The organism is Ktedonobacter racemifer DSM 44963 (genome assembly GCF_000178855.1).
GTDB classification, from domain to species: Bacteria; Chloroflexota; Ktedonobacteria; order Ktedonobacterales; family Ktedonobacteraceae; genus Ktedonobacter; species Ktedonobacter racemifer.
This window is the reverse complement of the sequence record NZ_ADVG01000001.1, coordinates 974,674-991,236: the sequence shown is the minus strand read 5'-3', so window position 1 is coordinate 991,236 and position 16,563 is coordinate 974,674. Positions and strand designations below refer to the sequence as shown.

13 protein-coding genes are annotated in these 16,563 nt (G+C 55.1%); 7 read left to right on the top strand and 6 right to left on the bottom strand.

What is annotated here, in order from left to right:
* Nucleotides 1–232: 232 nt before the first annotated feature.
* Nucleotides 233–1,168: a LysR family transcriptional regulator gene (locus KRAC_RS04520; protein WP_007904830.1), complete on the top strand. Its 936-nt coding sequence runs from the start codon at nt 233–235 to the stop codon at nt 1,166–1,168.
* Nucleotides 1,169–1,225: 57 nt separating this feature from the next.
* On the opposite strand, the gene KRAC_RS04515 is transcribed toward KRAC_RS04520, so the two are convergent.
* The gene (locus KRAC_RS04515) at nt 1,226–3,523 is read right to left on the bottom strand and encodes an ATP-dependent helicase (RefSeq protein ID WP_007904825.1); all 2,298 of its coding nucleotides are present in this window, start codon (nt 3,521–3,523) and stop codon (nt 1,226–1,228) included.
* Nucleotides 3,524–3,878: 355 nt separating this feature from the next.
* Between KRAC_RS04515 and KRAC_RS04510 the strand changes: the two genes are divergently transcribed.
* Genes KRAC_RS04510 through KRAC_RS60750 form a run of 4 tightly spaced genes read left to right on the top strand, consistent with a single transcriptional unit; the run spans nt 3,879 to nt 7,446 of the window.
* On the top strand, nt 3,879–4,652 hold the full coding sequence (locus KRAC_RS04510; protein WP_007904824.1) for a YybS family protein: 774 nt from the start codon (nt 3,879–3,881) through the stop codon (nt 4,650–4,652).
* The gene (locus tag KRAC_RS04505) at nt 4,649–5,503 is read left to right on the top strand and encodes an energy-coupling factor transporter ATPase (protein WP_007904823.1); all 855 of its coding nucleotides are present in this window, start codon (nt 4,649–4,651) and stop codon (nt 5,501–5,503) included. The genes KRAC_RS04510 and KRAC_RS04505 overlap by 4 nt, the downstream gene beginning before the upstream one ends.
* On the top strand, nt 5,496–6,368 hold the full coding sequence (locus tag KRAC_RS04500; RefSeq protein WP_007904820.1) for an energy-coupling factor transporter ATPase: 873 nt from the start codon (nt 5,496–5,498) through the stop codon (nt 6,366–6,368). Before KRAC_RS04505 ends, KRAC_RS04500 begins: the two co-directional genes overlap by 8 nt.
* Nucleotides 6,369–6,408: 40 nt before the next feature.
* A complete protein-coding gene (locus tag KRAC_RS60750) occupies nt 6,409–7,446 on the top strand; it encodes an energy-coupling factor transporter transmembrane component T family protein (RefSeq protein WP_007904819.1) in 1,038 nt (345 codons plus the stop codon).
* A gap of 533 nt (nt 7,447–7,979) precedes the next feature.
* Here the strand turns inward: KRAC_RS60750 and KRAC_RS04490 are convergent.
* From KRAC_RS04490 to KRAC_RS04480, 3 genes are all read right to left on the bottom strand, one after another.
* Nucleotides 7,980–8,690, bottom strand: coding sequence for a response regulator (locus tag KRAC_RS04490; RefSeq protein ID WP_007904818.1), 711 nt, complete (start codon nt 8,688–8,690; stop codon nt 7,980–7,982).
* Complete coding sequence (locus KRAC_RS04485; protein ID WP_007904817.1) at nt 8,641–9,771, bottom strand: sensor histidine kinase; 1,131 nt, start codon at nt 9,769–9,771, stop codon at nt 8,641–8,643. The genes KRAC_RS04490 and KRAC_RS04485 overlap by 50 nt, the downstream gene beginning before the upstream one ends.
* A 79-nt stretch (nt 9,772–9,850) precedes the next feature.
* Nucleotides 9,851–10,297 carry a FixH family protein gene (locus KRAC_RS04480; protein WP_007904816.1) on the bottom strand — a complete coding sequence of 149 codons (447 nt, stop codon included), beginning with the start codon at nt 10,295–10,297 and terminating at the stop codon, nt 9,851–9,853.
* A 926-nt stretch (nt 10,298–11,223) separates the two neighbouring features.
* On the opposite strand from KRAC_RS04480, the gene KRAC_RS04475 reads away from it, so the two are divergent.
* Entirely contained in the window at nt 11,224–12,288 is a 1,065-nt protein-coding gene (locus tag KRAC_RS04475; RefSeq protein WP_007904814.1) for an RRXRR domain-containing protein, read from the top strand.
* A gap of 234 nt (nt 12,289–12,522) precedes the next feature.
* A complete protein-coding gene (locus tag KRAC_RS04470) occupies nt 12,523–13,758 on the top strand; it encodes a glycosyltransferase family 4 protein (RefSeq protein ID WP_007904813.1) in 1,236 nt (411 codons plus the stop codon).
* Here the strand turns inward: KRAC_RS04470 and KRAC_RS04465 are convergent.
* The gene (locus KRAC_RS04465) at nt 13,682–14,557 is read right to left on the bottom strand and encodes a DUF72 domain-containing protein (RefSeq protein WP_007904812.1); all 876 of its coding nucleotides are present in this window, start codon (nt 14,555–14,557) and stop codon (nt 13,682–13,684) included. The two genes, KRAC_RS04470 and KRAC_RS04465, sit on opposite strands and share 77 nt — an antisense overlap.
* 205 nt (nt 14,558–14,762) lie before the next feature.
* The gene (locus KRAC_RS04460) at nt 14,763–16,334 is read right to left on the bottom strand and encodes a hypothetical protein (RefSeq protein WP_007904811.1); all 1,572 of its coding nucleotides are present in this window, start codon (nt 16,332–16,334) and stop codon (nt 14,763–14,765) included.
* Nucleotides 16,335–16,563 lie beyond the last annotated feature (229 nt).

Genomic DNA, 16,563 nt, shown 5'->3' with positions numbered 1-16,563 from the left:
CGTACCTATTTAACGTAGCCCGATTGCCTTGATGATTCTATCCATCAAGTCTGCCCTGGCTGAGACTGGTCAGGTTCAGGCTTGCTGAAGCAAGCCCCCGCCTTGAGGCAGAGGTTCCTGACACACTGTTTAGTTCCCAATGTACAGCGAGAAAATGGTAATGGTTGCTTTTGAGGTATGATAAACAAAAAACGCTCTCTTGGCAGTGAATTAGGTTACGCTTGTACCGCTTATGAATTTACAGAATTTACGCATCTTTTTGAAAGTCGCGGAGCTTGAACATGTGACGCGCGCGGCGGAGGAGCTTCACCTGAGCCAGCCTGCTGTGACCAAGACGATTCATAGTCTGGAGCAGGAGGTGCATCTGAAGCTCATTGAGCGCCAGGGGCGGCGCATCGCCTTGACTAATGCTGGGCGTGTGCTCAAGGAATACGCGCAACAACTCTTCTCGCTGGAGCGAGAAATGGAAGATGCCCTGAAGGAGTTGCGCGATGTCGAGGGTGGCGAGGTGCGCCTGGCCTTCAATCGCACGGCAGGTGTCTATCTGTTGCCGCTCGTTGTCTCGCGCTTTCGTGCCCGCTATCCGCAGGTGACACTGCATATTTCTATCCTGAATTCACCTGAGATTGTGCAGGCGTTGCTCAACTGGCAGCTGGATTTTGGTCTTGTCGAGAGCGATACCTCGATCTGCCCTCCAGAGTTGCAGGTCGAGATGGCGACGAGTGATGAGCTGATCCTGGTGGTGGCTCCTACCCATAAATGGAGCAAGCTTCAGGTCTTGCCTGTCACGGCGCTAAATCAGGGCGAATTGATCCTGCGCGAGGAAGAGAGCGTCATTCGGGGGATGATCGAGCAAGAACTGGAGCGCCACGGAGTTCAAATTCACTCCCTTTTTACCCTGACCGACAACGAGGCGGTAAAACAGATGGTCATGAGTGGCGTGGGCGCGGCGATTATCTCTGCCTTCTCGGTGCAGCGTGAGCTTATGCGTGGAGAACTGGTGCATGTCCCTGTGAGCAACCTCAATCTGCGTCCACAACTCTGCCTGATGCGGCGCGCGGATCGGCGGCTCTCGCCCGCGGCCCAGGCCTTCTGCGCCGTGCTCTCGCCCATTCTGGAGCATGGCCTGGAGGCCATACGCGCCTCGACCTTCGAGGGTGGCAGGTAATATCGTGTATGTAGTGTTGATGGGGCAATGCCCCATCAACACTACATACACTTTTGGCTAGAATAAAGTCGGCATACTTACGGCTGGTGAGGCTTTGGGTGGTTGCTCGCGCGGATCACCATCGCGTGTCATCAGGTAGGGATTGAGGATGCCGTCTTCGTCGGTGGGCTTGAGTCCAGCCTCGTAGATGAAGCGAGAGGCCTGGGCATCGCTACCGCGATAGCGCAGGAGCGAGGTCAGGAAGAGCAAATGTTGCGCGCGTGTGTAGGCAACGTAGGCCAGGCGGCGCTCCTCGGCGATGCCCGAGGTTTCAATCGGGCCATCCTCCGTCATGGTAAAAGAGCGCTTGTGCGGGAAGATGCTCTCCGTCATGCCCATGACAAAGACTACCGGCGCCTCCAGTCCCTTAGATTTATGCACCGTCATCAGGCTGACGCAGTCGCGCTTGTTCTTGCTGCTGTCCTCGGCCTGCTCCTTGAGCTGGGCCATGGCCTGCAAGAAGTGGCGAATGGTGTGGTGGCGCTGAGCGATCTCGGTGAGCTCTTCCAGCTCGTCAAAGCGTCCCTCAAGCTTGACCTCTTCGCGTGGCTTGGGTGTCTCCTCGTCCTCGTCCGCGTTCTCTTTGTGGCGGCTATCATAGTGCAGCAGATGGGTGTCATAGGCATATTCGCGCAGGAGCTTGATGGCTTCGGCTGGTCGATTGTGACACTTATTGCTGATCCGCTGAATCAAGCCGACGAAGTCTTTGACGCCCAGCTGGAACTCGGAGGCGATGGTATAGGCCTGCTCCTCACAGAACTGTAGTAGCGGTTGTCCACTGGCGAATGAGGAGAGTGTGCCATAGAAGGTCGGCGTAAAGCGATGCGAGATCTTGCCTGTGCGTGTGAAGTACTCCCGAGAGGGAATATTCGCTACTACGCGGAAGGCCGCGTTCTGCTCGCCGCAGTGTACGGGCGTCAAAACGTCTTCGCGTCTGCGCGGATTGGGCGTCTGGCGCGAGGCGAGAAAATCCTGATAGATACGCATGCCATCGACCAGAGTCAGGAAGGCCAGGATGTCACGCGTGGTCTTGCGCTTAAAGAACGAGGAGCCACCTACCGTGCGGTAGGGGATGTGGTGCCGGGCCAGGGCGATCTCCAGGTTGGCCAGGTGGTAATTGGTGCGCGCCAGCACGAAGATATCACGGTAGCTGAGTTTATCCTGCTGGGTACGCCAGGCGCGTGCGAGCTCCTCAATGCGCGTCGCGACCCCGTCAGCCTCGCTCTCCTGGTCCGGATAGGCCGTGACCAGTACCGGTGCGCCACTGGGCAGCGTCGGGCGCAAGACCTTTTCAAAGCCGGGGGTAATATCATTTTTGCTGATCAGCGTATTCGCGGCCTCAAGGATCTGTGGCGTTGAGCGATAGTTATGCTCGATGCGATAGATCTTTCCTTTGGGATACATGCTTTTAAACGAGAGGATTGAGGCCTCGGGACTGGCGCCACGGAATTGATAAATGGCCTGGTCTGGGTCACCAACGACGACCACGTTATGCCTGGGTGCGGCCAGGTACTGAATCAGCTTATACTGTGAGGGGCTGGTATCCTGCGTCTCGTCGATCTGGAGATACTGATAGCGATTCTGCCAGGTCTTGCGGAATTTGGGGCTGCTCTCAAGCAGCAACAGCGGAATATAGATCAGGTCTGAGAGGTCGTAGAGCTTCTCCTTCTGCTTGGTCTGCTCATAGCGCTCAAAAAACTCCTGATAGCGGACCGCCAGTTCGGGCATGAGTCCCAGGTGGCGGCGGAAGAAGTCCTGTGATTGTTCGGGCTGGATGAGCTCTTCCTTGGCCCTGTCGACTGCTGCCAGCACGTCGGTAATATTGACCTCCCAGTTCATGCCGCGTGAGCGGTCGCTGCGCCAGGGACGCACAATATCCTCGGCCAGCCACTGGCGTGGATCGCCGCTGATGAGGCGCTGGTTGAGTTCCTGGGGTTTAAGCTGGAGTTTCTCGCGGAGCATGACGTGTCCCAGGCCGTGAAAGGTCACGACGCGGAGAGCCTTGAGATCTTTGATGAGTAGGCCTCTGGCCTTCAGGCTTTTGAGGGCGCGCTTCTCCATCTCCTCTGCGGCGGCGCGGGTAAAGGTGACACAGAGAATGGCCTCGGGGGCAACCCCGACATCGGCGATCAGGCGTACAAGGCGTTGCACGAGAATCGCGGTTTTGCCTGTACCTGCCGCCGCGATAAAGGCCGCGGGGCCATCTGTATGGGCGATGGCGGCCGCCTGTTGCGGGTTGGCGACAAACTCTATCTTTGAAGCTGTGGTTTTCGAAGCTGTGGTTTTCGCTCTGGATTGTGCTCGCTGCGTTGCCATCCTACGATTTCTCTTCCTATACTTACTATCCAAGTTATCTCGGTCACGGTTTTGTACTATAGCATGCCCCGCCAGTGATGGCAACGACGCATAGTACCGGCCTCATGATCGCTTAAATTAGCTTTGTCTCTATCACTGAATGTGTATGTGCGGTGGAGGAAAATGCCGCAGGCATTTTCCTCCACCGCACATACTATCCCCTGCGAACTACGTAGTGGCGAGAAGTTCTGATATAATTTTAAGGGGTATCCTGCTCTGCTGTCGCGTGTGCGCTATAAAGTGTACTTATGACCTTGTGTTCTGGCAAAAAAAAGCTACAATCAGAGAAAAGCAGCTTAATAGGTATGTAAATTCTATGTTTCGAAATTTAAAAGCTATTGAAATTGCTGAGGGCGCTCTGCTGGCGGACGTCGCGGTCATCGCGCAACTGGCTGTGACCTATCTTCCCCTGGTAGGAGATATCTTTCGCAGCCTGATCTTTCTGGTCTTCGCCGTTCTGGTCTTGCGCCGTGGACTCTATACGGCCTGTTTTGGTCTGGGAGTCGCGCTCTTCCTGATTCTGGTGTTGCTGGGTCCAGCGGCAATGCCGCTCATCCTCCTAGAATGCGTGGGTGGGCTTTTTCTGGGTTTCACCATGCGCCTGCGCCTCCCACACTGGCTCCTCCTCTTCATTGGCATTACTTGTGGGGCTATGGCGTTTTATGGGTTGGTCCTGCTGGCGTTTGTGCTCTCGGGTCGTCCATTGGGGACGATTACCCAGACCGTCGATCAGCTTAACGCAAGCATGGGCCAGCTTGTCACGCTCTTCACAAAGCGATTGGGATGGTATGCCTGGTGGCAGCATACCTGGGCCACGCGTGCGCAGGCACTTGGACTCTGGCTAAAATCGTACTGGTGGCTGACGCTCTATCTCGCGATCTGTGCGATCATGCTCCCATTTGTGACGATTGTGTATACCTCCATCAATCTTTTTGTACGTCTGCTTGGCTATGATGTGCGCCCATTCCCTGGACCACGGATTGAGCGTTTCGTGCGCAGGCTCCTTATGGGCGCCTTTAAGTTTGCGCGTGGGATGCTCTTACGTTTGCGCGGCTGGAGAAGGCAGGAAAAGAGAGGAGAGGTCGCGTGAGAGAACAGGCACCATTTATTGACTTGCAGGGTATTTGCTATGCTTATCCAGTTTCTGGTGAGGCAGAAACTACCCCCCCTCTCGCGCTCAATGAGGTCTCGTTACAGATCGCGCGCGGTGAATATGTTGTGTTGTTGGGCCATAATGGCAGCGGCAAGTCAACCCTGGCACGCCATTGTAACGCTCTGCTCCTGCCTGATGCCGGACGTGTGCTGGTGAATGGTATTGATACGCGTGATGAGGGGAAGCGGCGCTATGTACGCGATAGTGTGGGCATGATCTTTCAGCATCCCGATAATCAGATCATCGCCACTATTGTGGAGGATGATGTGGCCTGGTCTCTCTCTGTGCGTGGTTTCTCGCGCCAGGAGATTCAAGAGCGCGTCTCTCAGGCACTTGAGGCCGTTGGCATCGCGCATTTGCGCCATTCGCCTCCGCATAAGCTCTCCGGAGGGCAGCGTCAGCGCCTGGCAATCGCTGGAGTGCTGGCACTCCGCCCACAGTGCATCATCGCCGACGAGGCGACATCCATGCTTGATCCGCTCTCCCGTCGCGAGATTACCCGCCTGTTGCATCAGCTTCAGCAAACGTATGGTCTCGCTGTGATCCAGGTGACGCACCTACTGGAGGAGGCTGTACTGGCTGAGCGCGTGGTGGTAATGGAACAGGGCCGTATCGTGCATGAGGGGCGCCCCGCTGAGGTCTTTCGTGACCTGGAGCATTTGCGGCGTTTGAAACTGGCTATTCCTGAGCCGCTAGAACTGGCCCAGCGTCTGCGGTTGAGCGGTTTCTCTATCGCGCCCGAGGCCTTGACGCTGGAGGCCATTGCGCGGGAGGTGGCCCGTGCCTGAGCCGATTATTCGCGTGCGTCAGTTGAAGCATATCTATCAAGCTGGCTCCCAGCCAAAGGTGGCGCTTGACGAGGTAAGCCTGGAGATTGCTCGTGGGAGCTGCACTGCCATCATCGGCGTTACGGGCTCTGGGAAGAGCACGCTTATCCAGCACTTTAATGGTCTGCTCTTTCCCACTGCGGGCGAGGTTATCGTGGATGGCGTGAAGGTGATTGAGCGGGGCGCCGACCTGCGTTTACTGCGACAGCGGGTGGGGATGCTCTTTCAGTTTCCGGAGATGCAGCTTTTTGAGAAGACCCTCTTCGACGATGTAGCCTTTGGCCCAAGGCGGATGAAATTGTCATCCGCTGAGATAGAGGCGCGGGTGAACACGGCGCTTGAGAGCGTAGGGCTCGCGCCCGAATACTACGCGAAACGCTCGCCCTTTGAGCTGAGTGGGGGTCAGCGGCGGCGCGCCGCTTTGGCTGGCGTCCTCGCGATGCAGCCCACAGTCTTGATTCTGGATGAGCCAACGGTAGGCCTGGACGCCGAAGCTCGTACCGAGTTCTATACCTATCTGCGCGGGGCCTCTCTGGAGCGCGGTATAACCATTATTCTAGTTTCACATGATATGACTGAGGTCGCGGCCCTGGCGGATAATCTACTGGTGCTCCACCAGGGGAGACTGGTCGCCCAGGGAACTCCGCGTACGATCTTTGCCCAGGCGGATCAACTTATAGGCTGGGGGCTGGCGCCACCGCCGCTACACGAGCTCTTTGTCTTGCTGCGGCAGCAGGGGGTTCCGCTTCCCGTTGATGTATATTCGCTCGAGGAGGCCTTTGCCTGGCTAGCTACGTATAGCAAGCTCTCCCGCTCATCGTCGTAGTTGTGCCTCCAGGTAGGAGGTCCATGAGAGAAGAAAGATAATGCTACAAAATTTGCCTATTGGCGTCTATTATCCTGGTCAAAGCTTCCTCCATCGTTTGCGAGGGCGTACCAAGCTAGTGCTGCTCTTCTGGTATGCGATCTGGCTATATATCGCGATGACGCGTACATGGCATTTTGCACCTTACATAGTGGGCATCATCCTGCTGGCCGTGATCATTTACGCTTCAGGCATCGCGCCGCGCGTGCTCTGGTTGCGCATGCGCTTTCTCCTGCTGCTGTCCTTGCTCGGCTCACTTACGCTACCCTTTGCCACCGTTGTGCCCAAGGACGACCGAGCGCTCTCCACGCTAGGTCCCTGGCCTGTTTCTTATAGTATTGCCCTGAACGGGCTACTGGTTATCCTTGGCGTTTCTCTAGTCGTGATGGCCTCTCAGTTTCTCCGGATGTCTGCGGTACAGGCCTTTTGGCGGCGCCCATGGGTGAGGCGACTCCGTTTTCTTGCCTGGGTTCTGTTGCTTGGTTCACTACTAGGTATCTGGTTGCTCAGTGGTAGTGCCGGAACCCAGATGTTGGCGCTTGGGCCTGTGTTTGTGACGCGCCTGGGCGTCTGGTATGTCGTTGAGGTGGAGGGGCTGTTGCTGCTCTACGCCTTTTCTCTACTGATTATGCTCACGACCTCGCCAGTGATACTCGTCGAGAGCGTTACCGGCTTGATGGCCCCCTTGCGCCTGGTGCGCTTCCCCGTCGATGATTTCGCTTTGATGCTGCTGATCGCGTTGCGCTTTATCCCGACACTCTTGGAGGAGATTGAGCAACTTAGTAAGGCGCAGTTGGCTCGTGGAGCTTCACTGGCTAATGGAACCCTGGCCGAGCGCTTTCAGGGCTTTACCATGCTGGTCATTCCCCTGATGCGAGGTATATTTCAGCGCGCCAGTGACCTTTCAACAGCGCTTGAGTCGCGAGGATATGCTGTCGATGGCAAGCCGACCATGTTACACGAGACCAGGATGCGGGGGATGGATTATGTGACGCTTGTCGCTGTCCTGGCCCTGACCATTGGCTCGCTGCTGTTGTAGGTAGAGCGTGCAGCGTAAGAGGTATGCTCTCTGTTCGTTCAATACAGCCACTGTCTACAGTCCTCCTGCCAGGTTTATGCATGTAGTTTTCTCAACCTGAAGCATTATATTTCAATGAATCTCAATCGTATCTTAACAAGTCGATAACCCGTTCTTATACTCCATCAGCTACTATATGCTCTGGGGAGCGAGAAACGACTACATGCTCTATATATACTTATGTAGTGTTTGTAGAAACGAATGATTGCCTGGGTTAAGTACCGCTTATCTGTGCATCCTGAGTATAGGACTATCCATAAGCGATTGCTCCTCACTTTAATATGCCGGGATAAAAACGTCAAATAGGGTTGTAATTCTATTTGCGTTTGAGTGAACGGTACTGGTGGGCTGTCTTGGGGGAGAACGCTCACCAATAATTCGGCATCTGGCTCCCTGTTGGGGGCAATAGGAGAGAGTTGCGAAACGACTCTCTCCTATTGTGTTTTTGGTAGAAAAATTTCCTATAGTATTCGCTTGAGAGCCTGCTTCTCTCGTTAGATTTGAGGCGAGATCAGACCATAGTGCAGGGCAAAGCGCACCAACTGGGTAATGTCATGCAACCCCAGTTTCTCCATCATGTTTGAGCGGTGGGCCTGCACCGTTTTGATACTAATGACCAGCTTATCGGCGATCTCCTGATTGGTAGAGCCCTCAGCAACCAGCTTCAAGACCTCCATCTCACGCCCGGTGAGCGTTTGTAAGGCTTTGTCTAGCTCGGCCCTTTGGGGAGGGAGTGAGCCAGGTTGCTCAGGCGGATTCTGTGGCGCGACATAGGCGCGAATCAAGGCTTTGGCCAGGCCAGGGTAGAGGAAGGCCCCACCTTGCGCGATAGTACGTACCGCGTTGCACAGTTCCGCGGGCGCCGCTTTCTTGACAATATAGCCTGCAGCCCCTTTTTTGAGCGATTGGAGAAAATATTCTTCGCTCTCGTGCATGGTGAGCATAAGCACCTGCGTGCCAGGGGCCAGGGCGCGGATGCGCTCGCAGGCCTCCAGCCCATCGAGCTGAGCCATACTAATATCCATGACGACGATATCGGGCCGTTGCTCCTGAACGAGCTTGATTGCCTCCAGGCCGTTACGGGCCTCGCCCACGACGCGCATATCGGCCTGGGCTTGCAGGAGGAGCGTTAAGCCTTGGCGTAAGAGGTCATGGTCATCGGCCAGGACAATACGCGTGATTCGTACTGGATTGCTCTGGGTCATAGCTTCTTTCTTCCTCCAGAATTTGTGGGGATGTCGCCTGTTCAGGCAGGGGGAGGCAGACATCGATATGGGTGCCCTGTTCTGGCTGTGAGCGCAGGGTCAGTGTTCCCTGGAGTAACGAGGCTCGTTCACGCATGCCAACGACTCCAGAACCTGCGTGTGCCCTGGCGGGATCATAACCGCAGCCTTGATCGCTAATCTGGAGCAAGAGATGTTGCTTGGTCTGGCGGAGCGTAATTCTGGCCTTCTGTACCTGGGCATGGCGCGCCACATTGGTCAGGCTCTCCTGGGCGATGCGAAAGAGCGTCGTCTCGTAAAGCGGTGGCAGCGCATGAACCTCTTCGCTTATGCCCTCAAGTGTCAGCCCGACCTCTAACTGAAGTCGTTGCGCGCTATCTTCAACCAGCCAGCGAAAGGCGGCTGCCAGCCCCAAGTCGTCCAGGACGCTGGGGCGGAGCTGTTGTGCCAGGACGCGTACTCCCTCAAGGGTCTGTTGCGTGAGCTGGTTCAGATGTAGTAGGCCTTGCTCAAGCTGCTGCCGGGTCGCGGGGTGCATCTCCTGTTGGGGCAGGAGTTGAAGCTGCTGGCGCAGTAGCTCGTTATGAATAAGGAGCGCGGTCAGATTCTGCCCCGCCTCATCGTGTAGCTCCAGGGCGATGCGCCGGCGCTCATTCTCTTGTGTCTGGAGAATGAGGCGCGTTTGCTCTTGCCGTGTATGTTCCAGGCGATCAAGCATGGTATTAAAGGAGCGTGCTAGCTCGCCAATTTCGGTATCTACATGCCTATCGAGAGGTGCGCGTAGTTGAGTCTCTCCTGTACTAATCTGGCGTATGGTCGCGAGCAGGCTAAAGAGGGGGCGAAAACTGAGGCGGAGGAGGACGAAGTTGATCACCACAGTTGTCAGGGTCGCCACGACGATAAAAGCAGTGTCTAGCAGGTAATGCGCGGATTCAAGGTTATGGCTGGTAACCCAGAAGCCGACCTGGGCCTCGCCCAGGAGCATGAGAGTGTTGGCGAGAATGACTTTCTCAAAAAGTGAGAGTCGCCAACGTCGAACCTGCCGCACGAGAAAATGAATCACTGTCTGCTCGCTTCACGTAGTATACTTTGGTATTTGATGCTATATCTTGCCATAGTCTAGCATAGATTGATAGGCGCGACTATATCCTGGCCTGTTGAGAAGGGAGAGCGCGCGAACCTGCTGATGAGGTCTGTGTGTCTTTTGCGACTTTGACATGCAGTATATAGGTAAGGGGAGCAAACCCATTGGCCTGTGTCTGAAAGGTGATCTCCCAGGTCCCCGCCATTGTCAGGTACATATGTATCGCGTATTGGCCCGAACCCAAAGGAGCGACGCGTGAACTGACGGGTTCCATCTGCATATCGGGCATCTGGGCGCTAGGTGTTACCTGCGCCTGGTTAATTGGCAGCCCCTGAGTATCTGTGAGATGAAGATGAATAAGTGCCGCATGGTTGGCGACCAGGCTCTCCTCACTAATCTGTACCTGGAGTTTGGCTGGAATAATCGCGGGTCGAAGTAGCGCTACACTCAAGACGCCTACACAGGCGAGAGCCAGGCAAAGCCAGAAGAATGGTCGTACACGCATCTGCTAGAGATCCTTATCACTGTAGAGAAAATGAACGTTTGCCGTCTTCACTATCTATAACATAGAGAACTGTCCCTGTCTATTGGAGCAAGTCCCTATTTTTGCTTTGTTCCACCCTACATTGTCTGTTTTTGCTGGGAGTGTGATATGTGTTGGTAGTCGCAGGCTACCAACACATATCACACTCCCAGCAAAAACAGAGCGCCACAGGCGCGAATTTGTGAGTCCCCAATGAGTGCAAGGCTAGACTATTGCAGCTAATATACAGTGCAATAGTCTAGCCTTTATCCACCTAACGCTCGATTGGTGAAACGGAAATAGAAGAGTGGTAGGGGCAGAAGTCGAGGATGGATGAGAAAGTTGCCTCTTGTGCAGTATCTACATCTTAGAAAAATAGATGAGGTAATATTTGTCCAATACTGGCTGTTTGTTGAGATCACCCTGCTCAAGGGTATTCAATCAAGTTTCCGCTTTTATGCATCTATATCTTTCTCTGCTTTTATGCATAAACTATAAATAGATGATGTGGCTAAATATTATATCGTTTTGTGGTGTGCTTAATGCAGCAATAAGGTTTTGCTTATTTTTCTTTTTTGTTATATAATAAAAATAAATATGCATGCATCCTTTTATAAGCGTGTAACAGTTTTGTGTGATACACCGTGTTAGAGGTCAAGAACCCCCACATTCAATGTGGGGGCTTGCCCAAACGGCTAGAGCAAAGCAATTCTTGGACTAGTGGGCTTTGTTTTTCGGAACAGACAGCAGCGTGAGAGGCTACAAGGATGTACACGGACGCCACCCTAATCCGTACCACTCCTAGCCACGCCGAAGCTAATGCTACGGATACAATCGTAGCTACGCCTCTCATGCCACCACGAAGGGTCATAGTCACCCTGGCTTGACCAGGAGAAGGGCAATCCCTTATGCGAATACCTGTTGTCGATACACGCGGGATCGCGCTCATGCCATGCACACCGGCGAAGGCACGCCACTTGCTCAAAAGCGGCAACGCACGACCCAAGCGCAACAAGCTCGGGCTGTTTTACGTCCAACTGAGCTACGAACAGGAACCGGAGAACCAATCCCTCGTCGCAGGGGTCGATCCTGGCTCCAAGTTTGAAGGTTTGAGCGTGGTTGGCACCAAAGACACCGTGCTCAACCTGATGGTGGAAGCTCCCGATCATGTCAAAGGTGCGGTTGAGACCAGGCGCACGATGCGCAGGGCAAGACGGCAACGAAAGTGGCGCAGGCCCAAGCGCTTTCACAACCGCCTCAACCGCAAGCAGCGCCTTCCCCCCTCAACGAGAAGTCGATGGGAAGCCAAAGCCAGGATCATTGCGCAATTACGGAACATCCTTCCACTCACGGATGTGGTGGTAGAAGATGTGCAGGCGGTCACACGCAAGGGCAAAGGAGGCACGTGGAACGGCTCCTTTAGTCCTGTCCAAGTGGGGAAGAACCATCTCTACCAACTCTTGCGAGAGATGGGACTCACCGTACATCTGCGTGAGGGCTGGCAGACGAAGGAGCTTCGAGAGCAGCATGGCCTCAAAAAGACGAAGAGCAAGGCGAAGCAGTCCTTTGAGTCGCATGCGGTGGATAGTTGGGTGCTCGCAGCCTCGATCAGTGGGGCGGAGCACCCCACCTGCACCCGTCTGTGGTACATGGTGCCAGCCGTCTTGCATCGTCGACAACTCCATCGCTTGCAAGCGTCCGAGGGAGGAGGGCGCAAGCCCTATGGGGGAACCCGCTCATTGGGCGTGAAACGGGGAACCCTTGTCGAGCACAAGAAATACGGACGCTGTACCGTCGGGGGATGTGACCGCAAGCGAAACACCATCAGCTTGCATGAATACAGAACGAACACACGACTCACGCAAGCAGCGAAAGTGGAGGCCTGTCGAATCTTCACCTGGGTGGCATGGCGCTCCTGGTTGATCAGAGGAACGCATACATCGTCAAAGGGCAAGGGAAGCCACCCTTCCTAGCCCAAACAAGGAACGCCTGTTTCCTCCCCTGGCTGAAGCACAGGGGTCTCCACAGGCGGAGGTCTGATGATAAAGAGAGATCAATGGTTCTCTCCTATCCTCTTACTACTGGTGCTTGAGGAGGCAAGCATATTGTATACCTTGTCTGCCGGTTTCACCCGCTCCTGTTCATGGATGTTCTGAGGTGGTTGGCTCAACTTTGTAGTGCGTTGAACTGCCTGGAGAAATTATCATATGAACATCGTACATATTGCTCCCGCCTGGATTTCTATTCCACCCAAAAATTACGGGGGGACTGAAGTTGTCATTTATAACTTAATCGAGGAGCAGGTCGCTCAGGGACATTCTGTCACCCTTCTTGCTCCCGGTGATACCAAAACATCGGCACGCCTGGTCTCATTTTTGCCTAAAGCGCTTGGGGAGGATGGCGTTCCCTGGTACGCCCATCTGAAAGCGTTCTATCATCTCCAAAAATCCGTTGAGTATATTCGCGAGCATACCTTCGATATTGTGCATATGCATCTCTCTTCTGCATCTGATATGTACCTCCTGCCGCTCACCGCGAGTCTCTCGGTTCCCAGGGTCATGACGCTCCATAGCTGCTTTCCCTTTGACCGGGCAGGTTCCTATATTGGTGACGCGGACAGCTATTATATGGACTGGCTTGCCGATGTGCCACTGGTCGCCATTAGCGAACAGGCGCGTAAAGAGGTTCCTTATGATCTCAAGTTTCTGGATGTGATTCATCATGGTCTGCCCATGCAGGTGTTTACGCCGACGACCAGCGAGCCAGAGCCGTACCTGGCCTGGTTAGGACGTTTCGTTCCTGAGAAGGGGGCGCACCTGGCAATTGCCGCGGCGAAGGAGGCGGGGGTGCCATTGATGCTGGCGGGCATTGTGGATCGTCACTTGCCCGATGCCGTTCGCTACTTTGAGGAAGAGATTGAGCCTGAGCTTGATGGGGAAAGGATCAAATATATTGGTCCTGTCAATATGGAGCAGAAGCTCGACTTCCTCAGTCGCGCGAAGGCGCTGCTCAATCCCATTACCTGGGAGGAGCCCTTTGGTATGGTCATGCTTGAGGCAATGGCGCTAGGCTGTCCTGTCATCTCCTTTAGGCGTGGGGCCGCTCCCGAGGTGGTGCATCATACCAGGAGTGGTTTCCTGGTCTCCAATCTTGAGGAGATGGTACAATCCATCGTGCGTATTGATGATCTCGACCGGGCTCAGGTGCGTGCCCACGTGGAGCAGCATTTCTCGGTCAAGGCCATGGCCGAGCGCTATACTCAGGTTTATCGCCGTGCCATCGCGATCCATGTGCGCAACCATTGGACGCGTCCAGCCCTTGTGGCACCTCCCATTGTTCACCTGCCTGTCTCTTCTACCCTGATCTCTAAAAGAGGCGACCTTGCGTCGGCTGTGTTTCCGTCGCTGACGACTCAGTTTCCCATGGCAGAGACGGAAGCGTGACGTGTGCCTTGATGCGGGTATAGAGCTCACGACAGATTGCCGGTGAGTGCTCTTCAAATGGGCAGTGGCAGAAAGCATAGACGGTTGTTCCCTGCTTGAGCCATGTGCCCATTTGTTGTGCCCACTCATCGAGGAAGGGGGCGTTGACCTCCATGCGCGGATGCCCGATATAGCGGACAAAGGCAAAGTCTGTAGTGTGAGCTATGTGCACTGGCAGATTGGGTTTACGTTCGCGGGCCTGGAGCATCTGCTGCTCGCTGCTCGACCCTGTGCGTATTGGGCGTGTATCCATAATCACGCGCGCTACCGCGTAGCGCTGGAGCAACTCGTCCAGGGGGTGAGCGTGGGGTGCTTTAAAGAAGTCGGGATGGCGCACCTCGACGGCGAGGTGCGCGTCTTGCGGCCAGAAGTCAAGGAAGTGTTCGAGTTGGGTCAGTTGCCCTGGGCCAAAGGAGGGAGGCAGTTGTAAGAAGATGGGTCCCAGGCGCTCGCCTAGTCCACGCATGCGCTCAAGGAAGTGGAGCGCGGCGCTCTTTTGCGCGTCGAGTGGCGCGCTATGGCTGATATCACGTGAGACCTTGGGGCAGAAGCGGAAGGTGGCCGGGGTTTCCTGGTGCCAGCGTGCCACGGTCTCCTCGGAGGGTAACGCGTAAAAAGTCGTGTTTCCCTCGACGCAGGTCAATCTTCTACTGTAGAGGCGTAGAAAATCGCTCGCGGGTGTCTTTGCCGGAAAAAAATCTGTTCCCACCCATGCTTTATAGCCCCACATGGGACAGCCCAGGTAGAAGTGCGGTTCCATCTTGTGTCCTCCTCCCTTGTTTATGCTCAGCGTGTGTATGCTCTAGATGATAGCGGCATGCCTTGCCGGGTCAGTATAGCATATTTGCTTTATATTCTCTCGTTGGCTTGTGTAAAAATGTCGGATTATTGTCGATTTCGCCTTGTACTTTCGCATCCTGGCTGCTGAGGCCTCTCCGGCATACATGCACGGAGGTTCCTGTTCCTCACCCACCGTTTCCGGTCTCTCCCGAAGGAGAAATCGGCTCTTGGTGGAGATAGGCAGGACTTTTCAGCCGACGCGCTCCGGCACAGGCAGCTCCGCTTTTGCGTCGAGCCACTACGCCCATGCTTCGGGGCAAGTGCTGCCCCTCATTCGCACGTTGTTGAAGCTCCTCCATCACGGCTTGCAGGCGCGGCTCCGCACCTTCCCAGACGTGCTGGGTGATGGAGGGTGTTGTTTGCTCAGGTTCCAGGTGGGCAATCAGGAAGGCCGAATACAGATCACGCTGCACTGGTCCCAACCCGCACTCACAACGGTGCCAACGCTCAGATCGTGGCTTCTTGTGATACTGCCCCGACTTCTGGCAATATTGAGACAGTCTGGTCTGGTAGGCTGAAACTTCGCGCAGGGTGCCGCCAGTTTTTGCAACTATGCGGGTCAAATGCGCTACAAACATCCCTGGGGCGCGAAGTCCGATGCTCCGACCATACTGCTTCTGCCATCCTTTGAACGAGGTTTTCTCTATGGTGATCGTGTTCCCCACCGAAGCGATGCGATGGGCCAGATTGCCATGCAGACTCTTGCGGTGAGCGGCTAGCCTTCTTTCGGTAGTGGCGTGTTGTCGCCTGCTCGCCTGGTATCGCTTACTCTCCTTCCAGGCTCGGCGACCTTTTTTTACACGTCCCTTTTCGTCGTAATTGTCGGGATTATTGGCGCGTCTTTGCCGGTCCATCTTGCGCTGCAACCGGCGTTTTTTGCTGGCATTGGGGGAAAGCTCCTGGCAGAACGTGACCAGGTCCGCCTTTGCTCGACGAGGGACAAGAGCGAGGGTCGATGGGCCAATATCCAGGCCAATCGTGTCTTTGCCTCCCTCCTCATGCTTCGGTTTGACGAAGGCATGGCCCTCTAAAACCAGTTGCACGCAATAACGATTGCTGTCTTTATCGGCTCCCTGTGCCTGTGGTGAGGAAGCTTTGCGGCGAACCAGGCGCACATACTTGATGGGGTGGCGCATGCCATGCTGCACCACCGGGTCTCGCCAGTCGATGATGGCTGGGATGACCTCTTGGTTCCAGATCAGGAAGCCGCCATCGCCCGCATTGGGATCAAACACGAAGCGCATGCCGACATCGTTGCGTTTGCCCTCCACGCTATCAATGCCACGTCCTTGACTGCGAAAGCGTACGCGTTTGGCTTTCCCAACACAGACCCGATTGACCGCCTGATAGGCGCGAGTCGCAAGGGTTTGAGCCATCGTGCTCTCAATGTGGTCGACGATCCAGGAAACACGGGCAAGCTTGGCATACTCGTGTAGCTCGTATTCCGAGAAGTGATACTTCTTGCGTAGGGCAGAGAACGCTTGTGCGCGTTCCTGCTTTTTTGAGTGAGGGAGAGCCCGCGCCTTGTTCCATGCAGGATCATTGCGCATGCATCGGAGCCGCTTCATGGCTTCAGCAAGCAGAGCGTTATACAGGCACCGAGCCGCTTCCAGGTGCGCACGTACACGGTGTTCCTGGCTCCAATCGACCTGGAGAGGGAGTTCGAGGAGAAAGGTCGGTGTTTTTGTTCGCTTCATGACGTGCGTTGCCTTCCAATGCAGAGTATCTCTTCAAGAAAGTGAGGGGACTGCTGCCCGCCCCTGGTGTTTTTCTCCACGTTCACATGCCTACACAGCTATTCCAGTTGGGCAGGCTTCTTCCGGTCACTCGACGACGTACCGTTCGGAAATGGCTTTGTGAGAAGCGACCCCGTGCTCTTACGTGAGGTCGAAGAGGAGGATACCATATCCGGCGCTCTGACTTCAA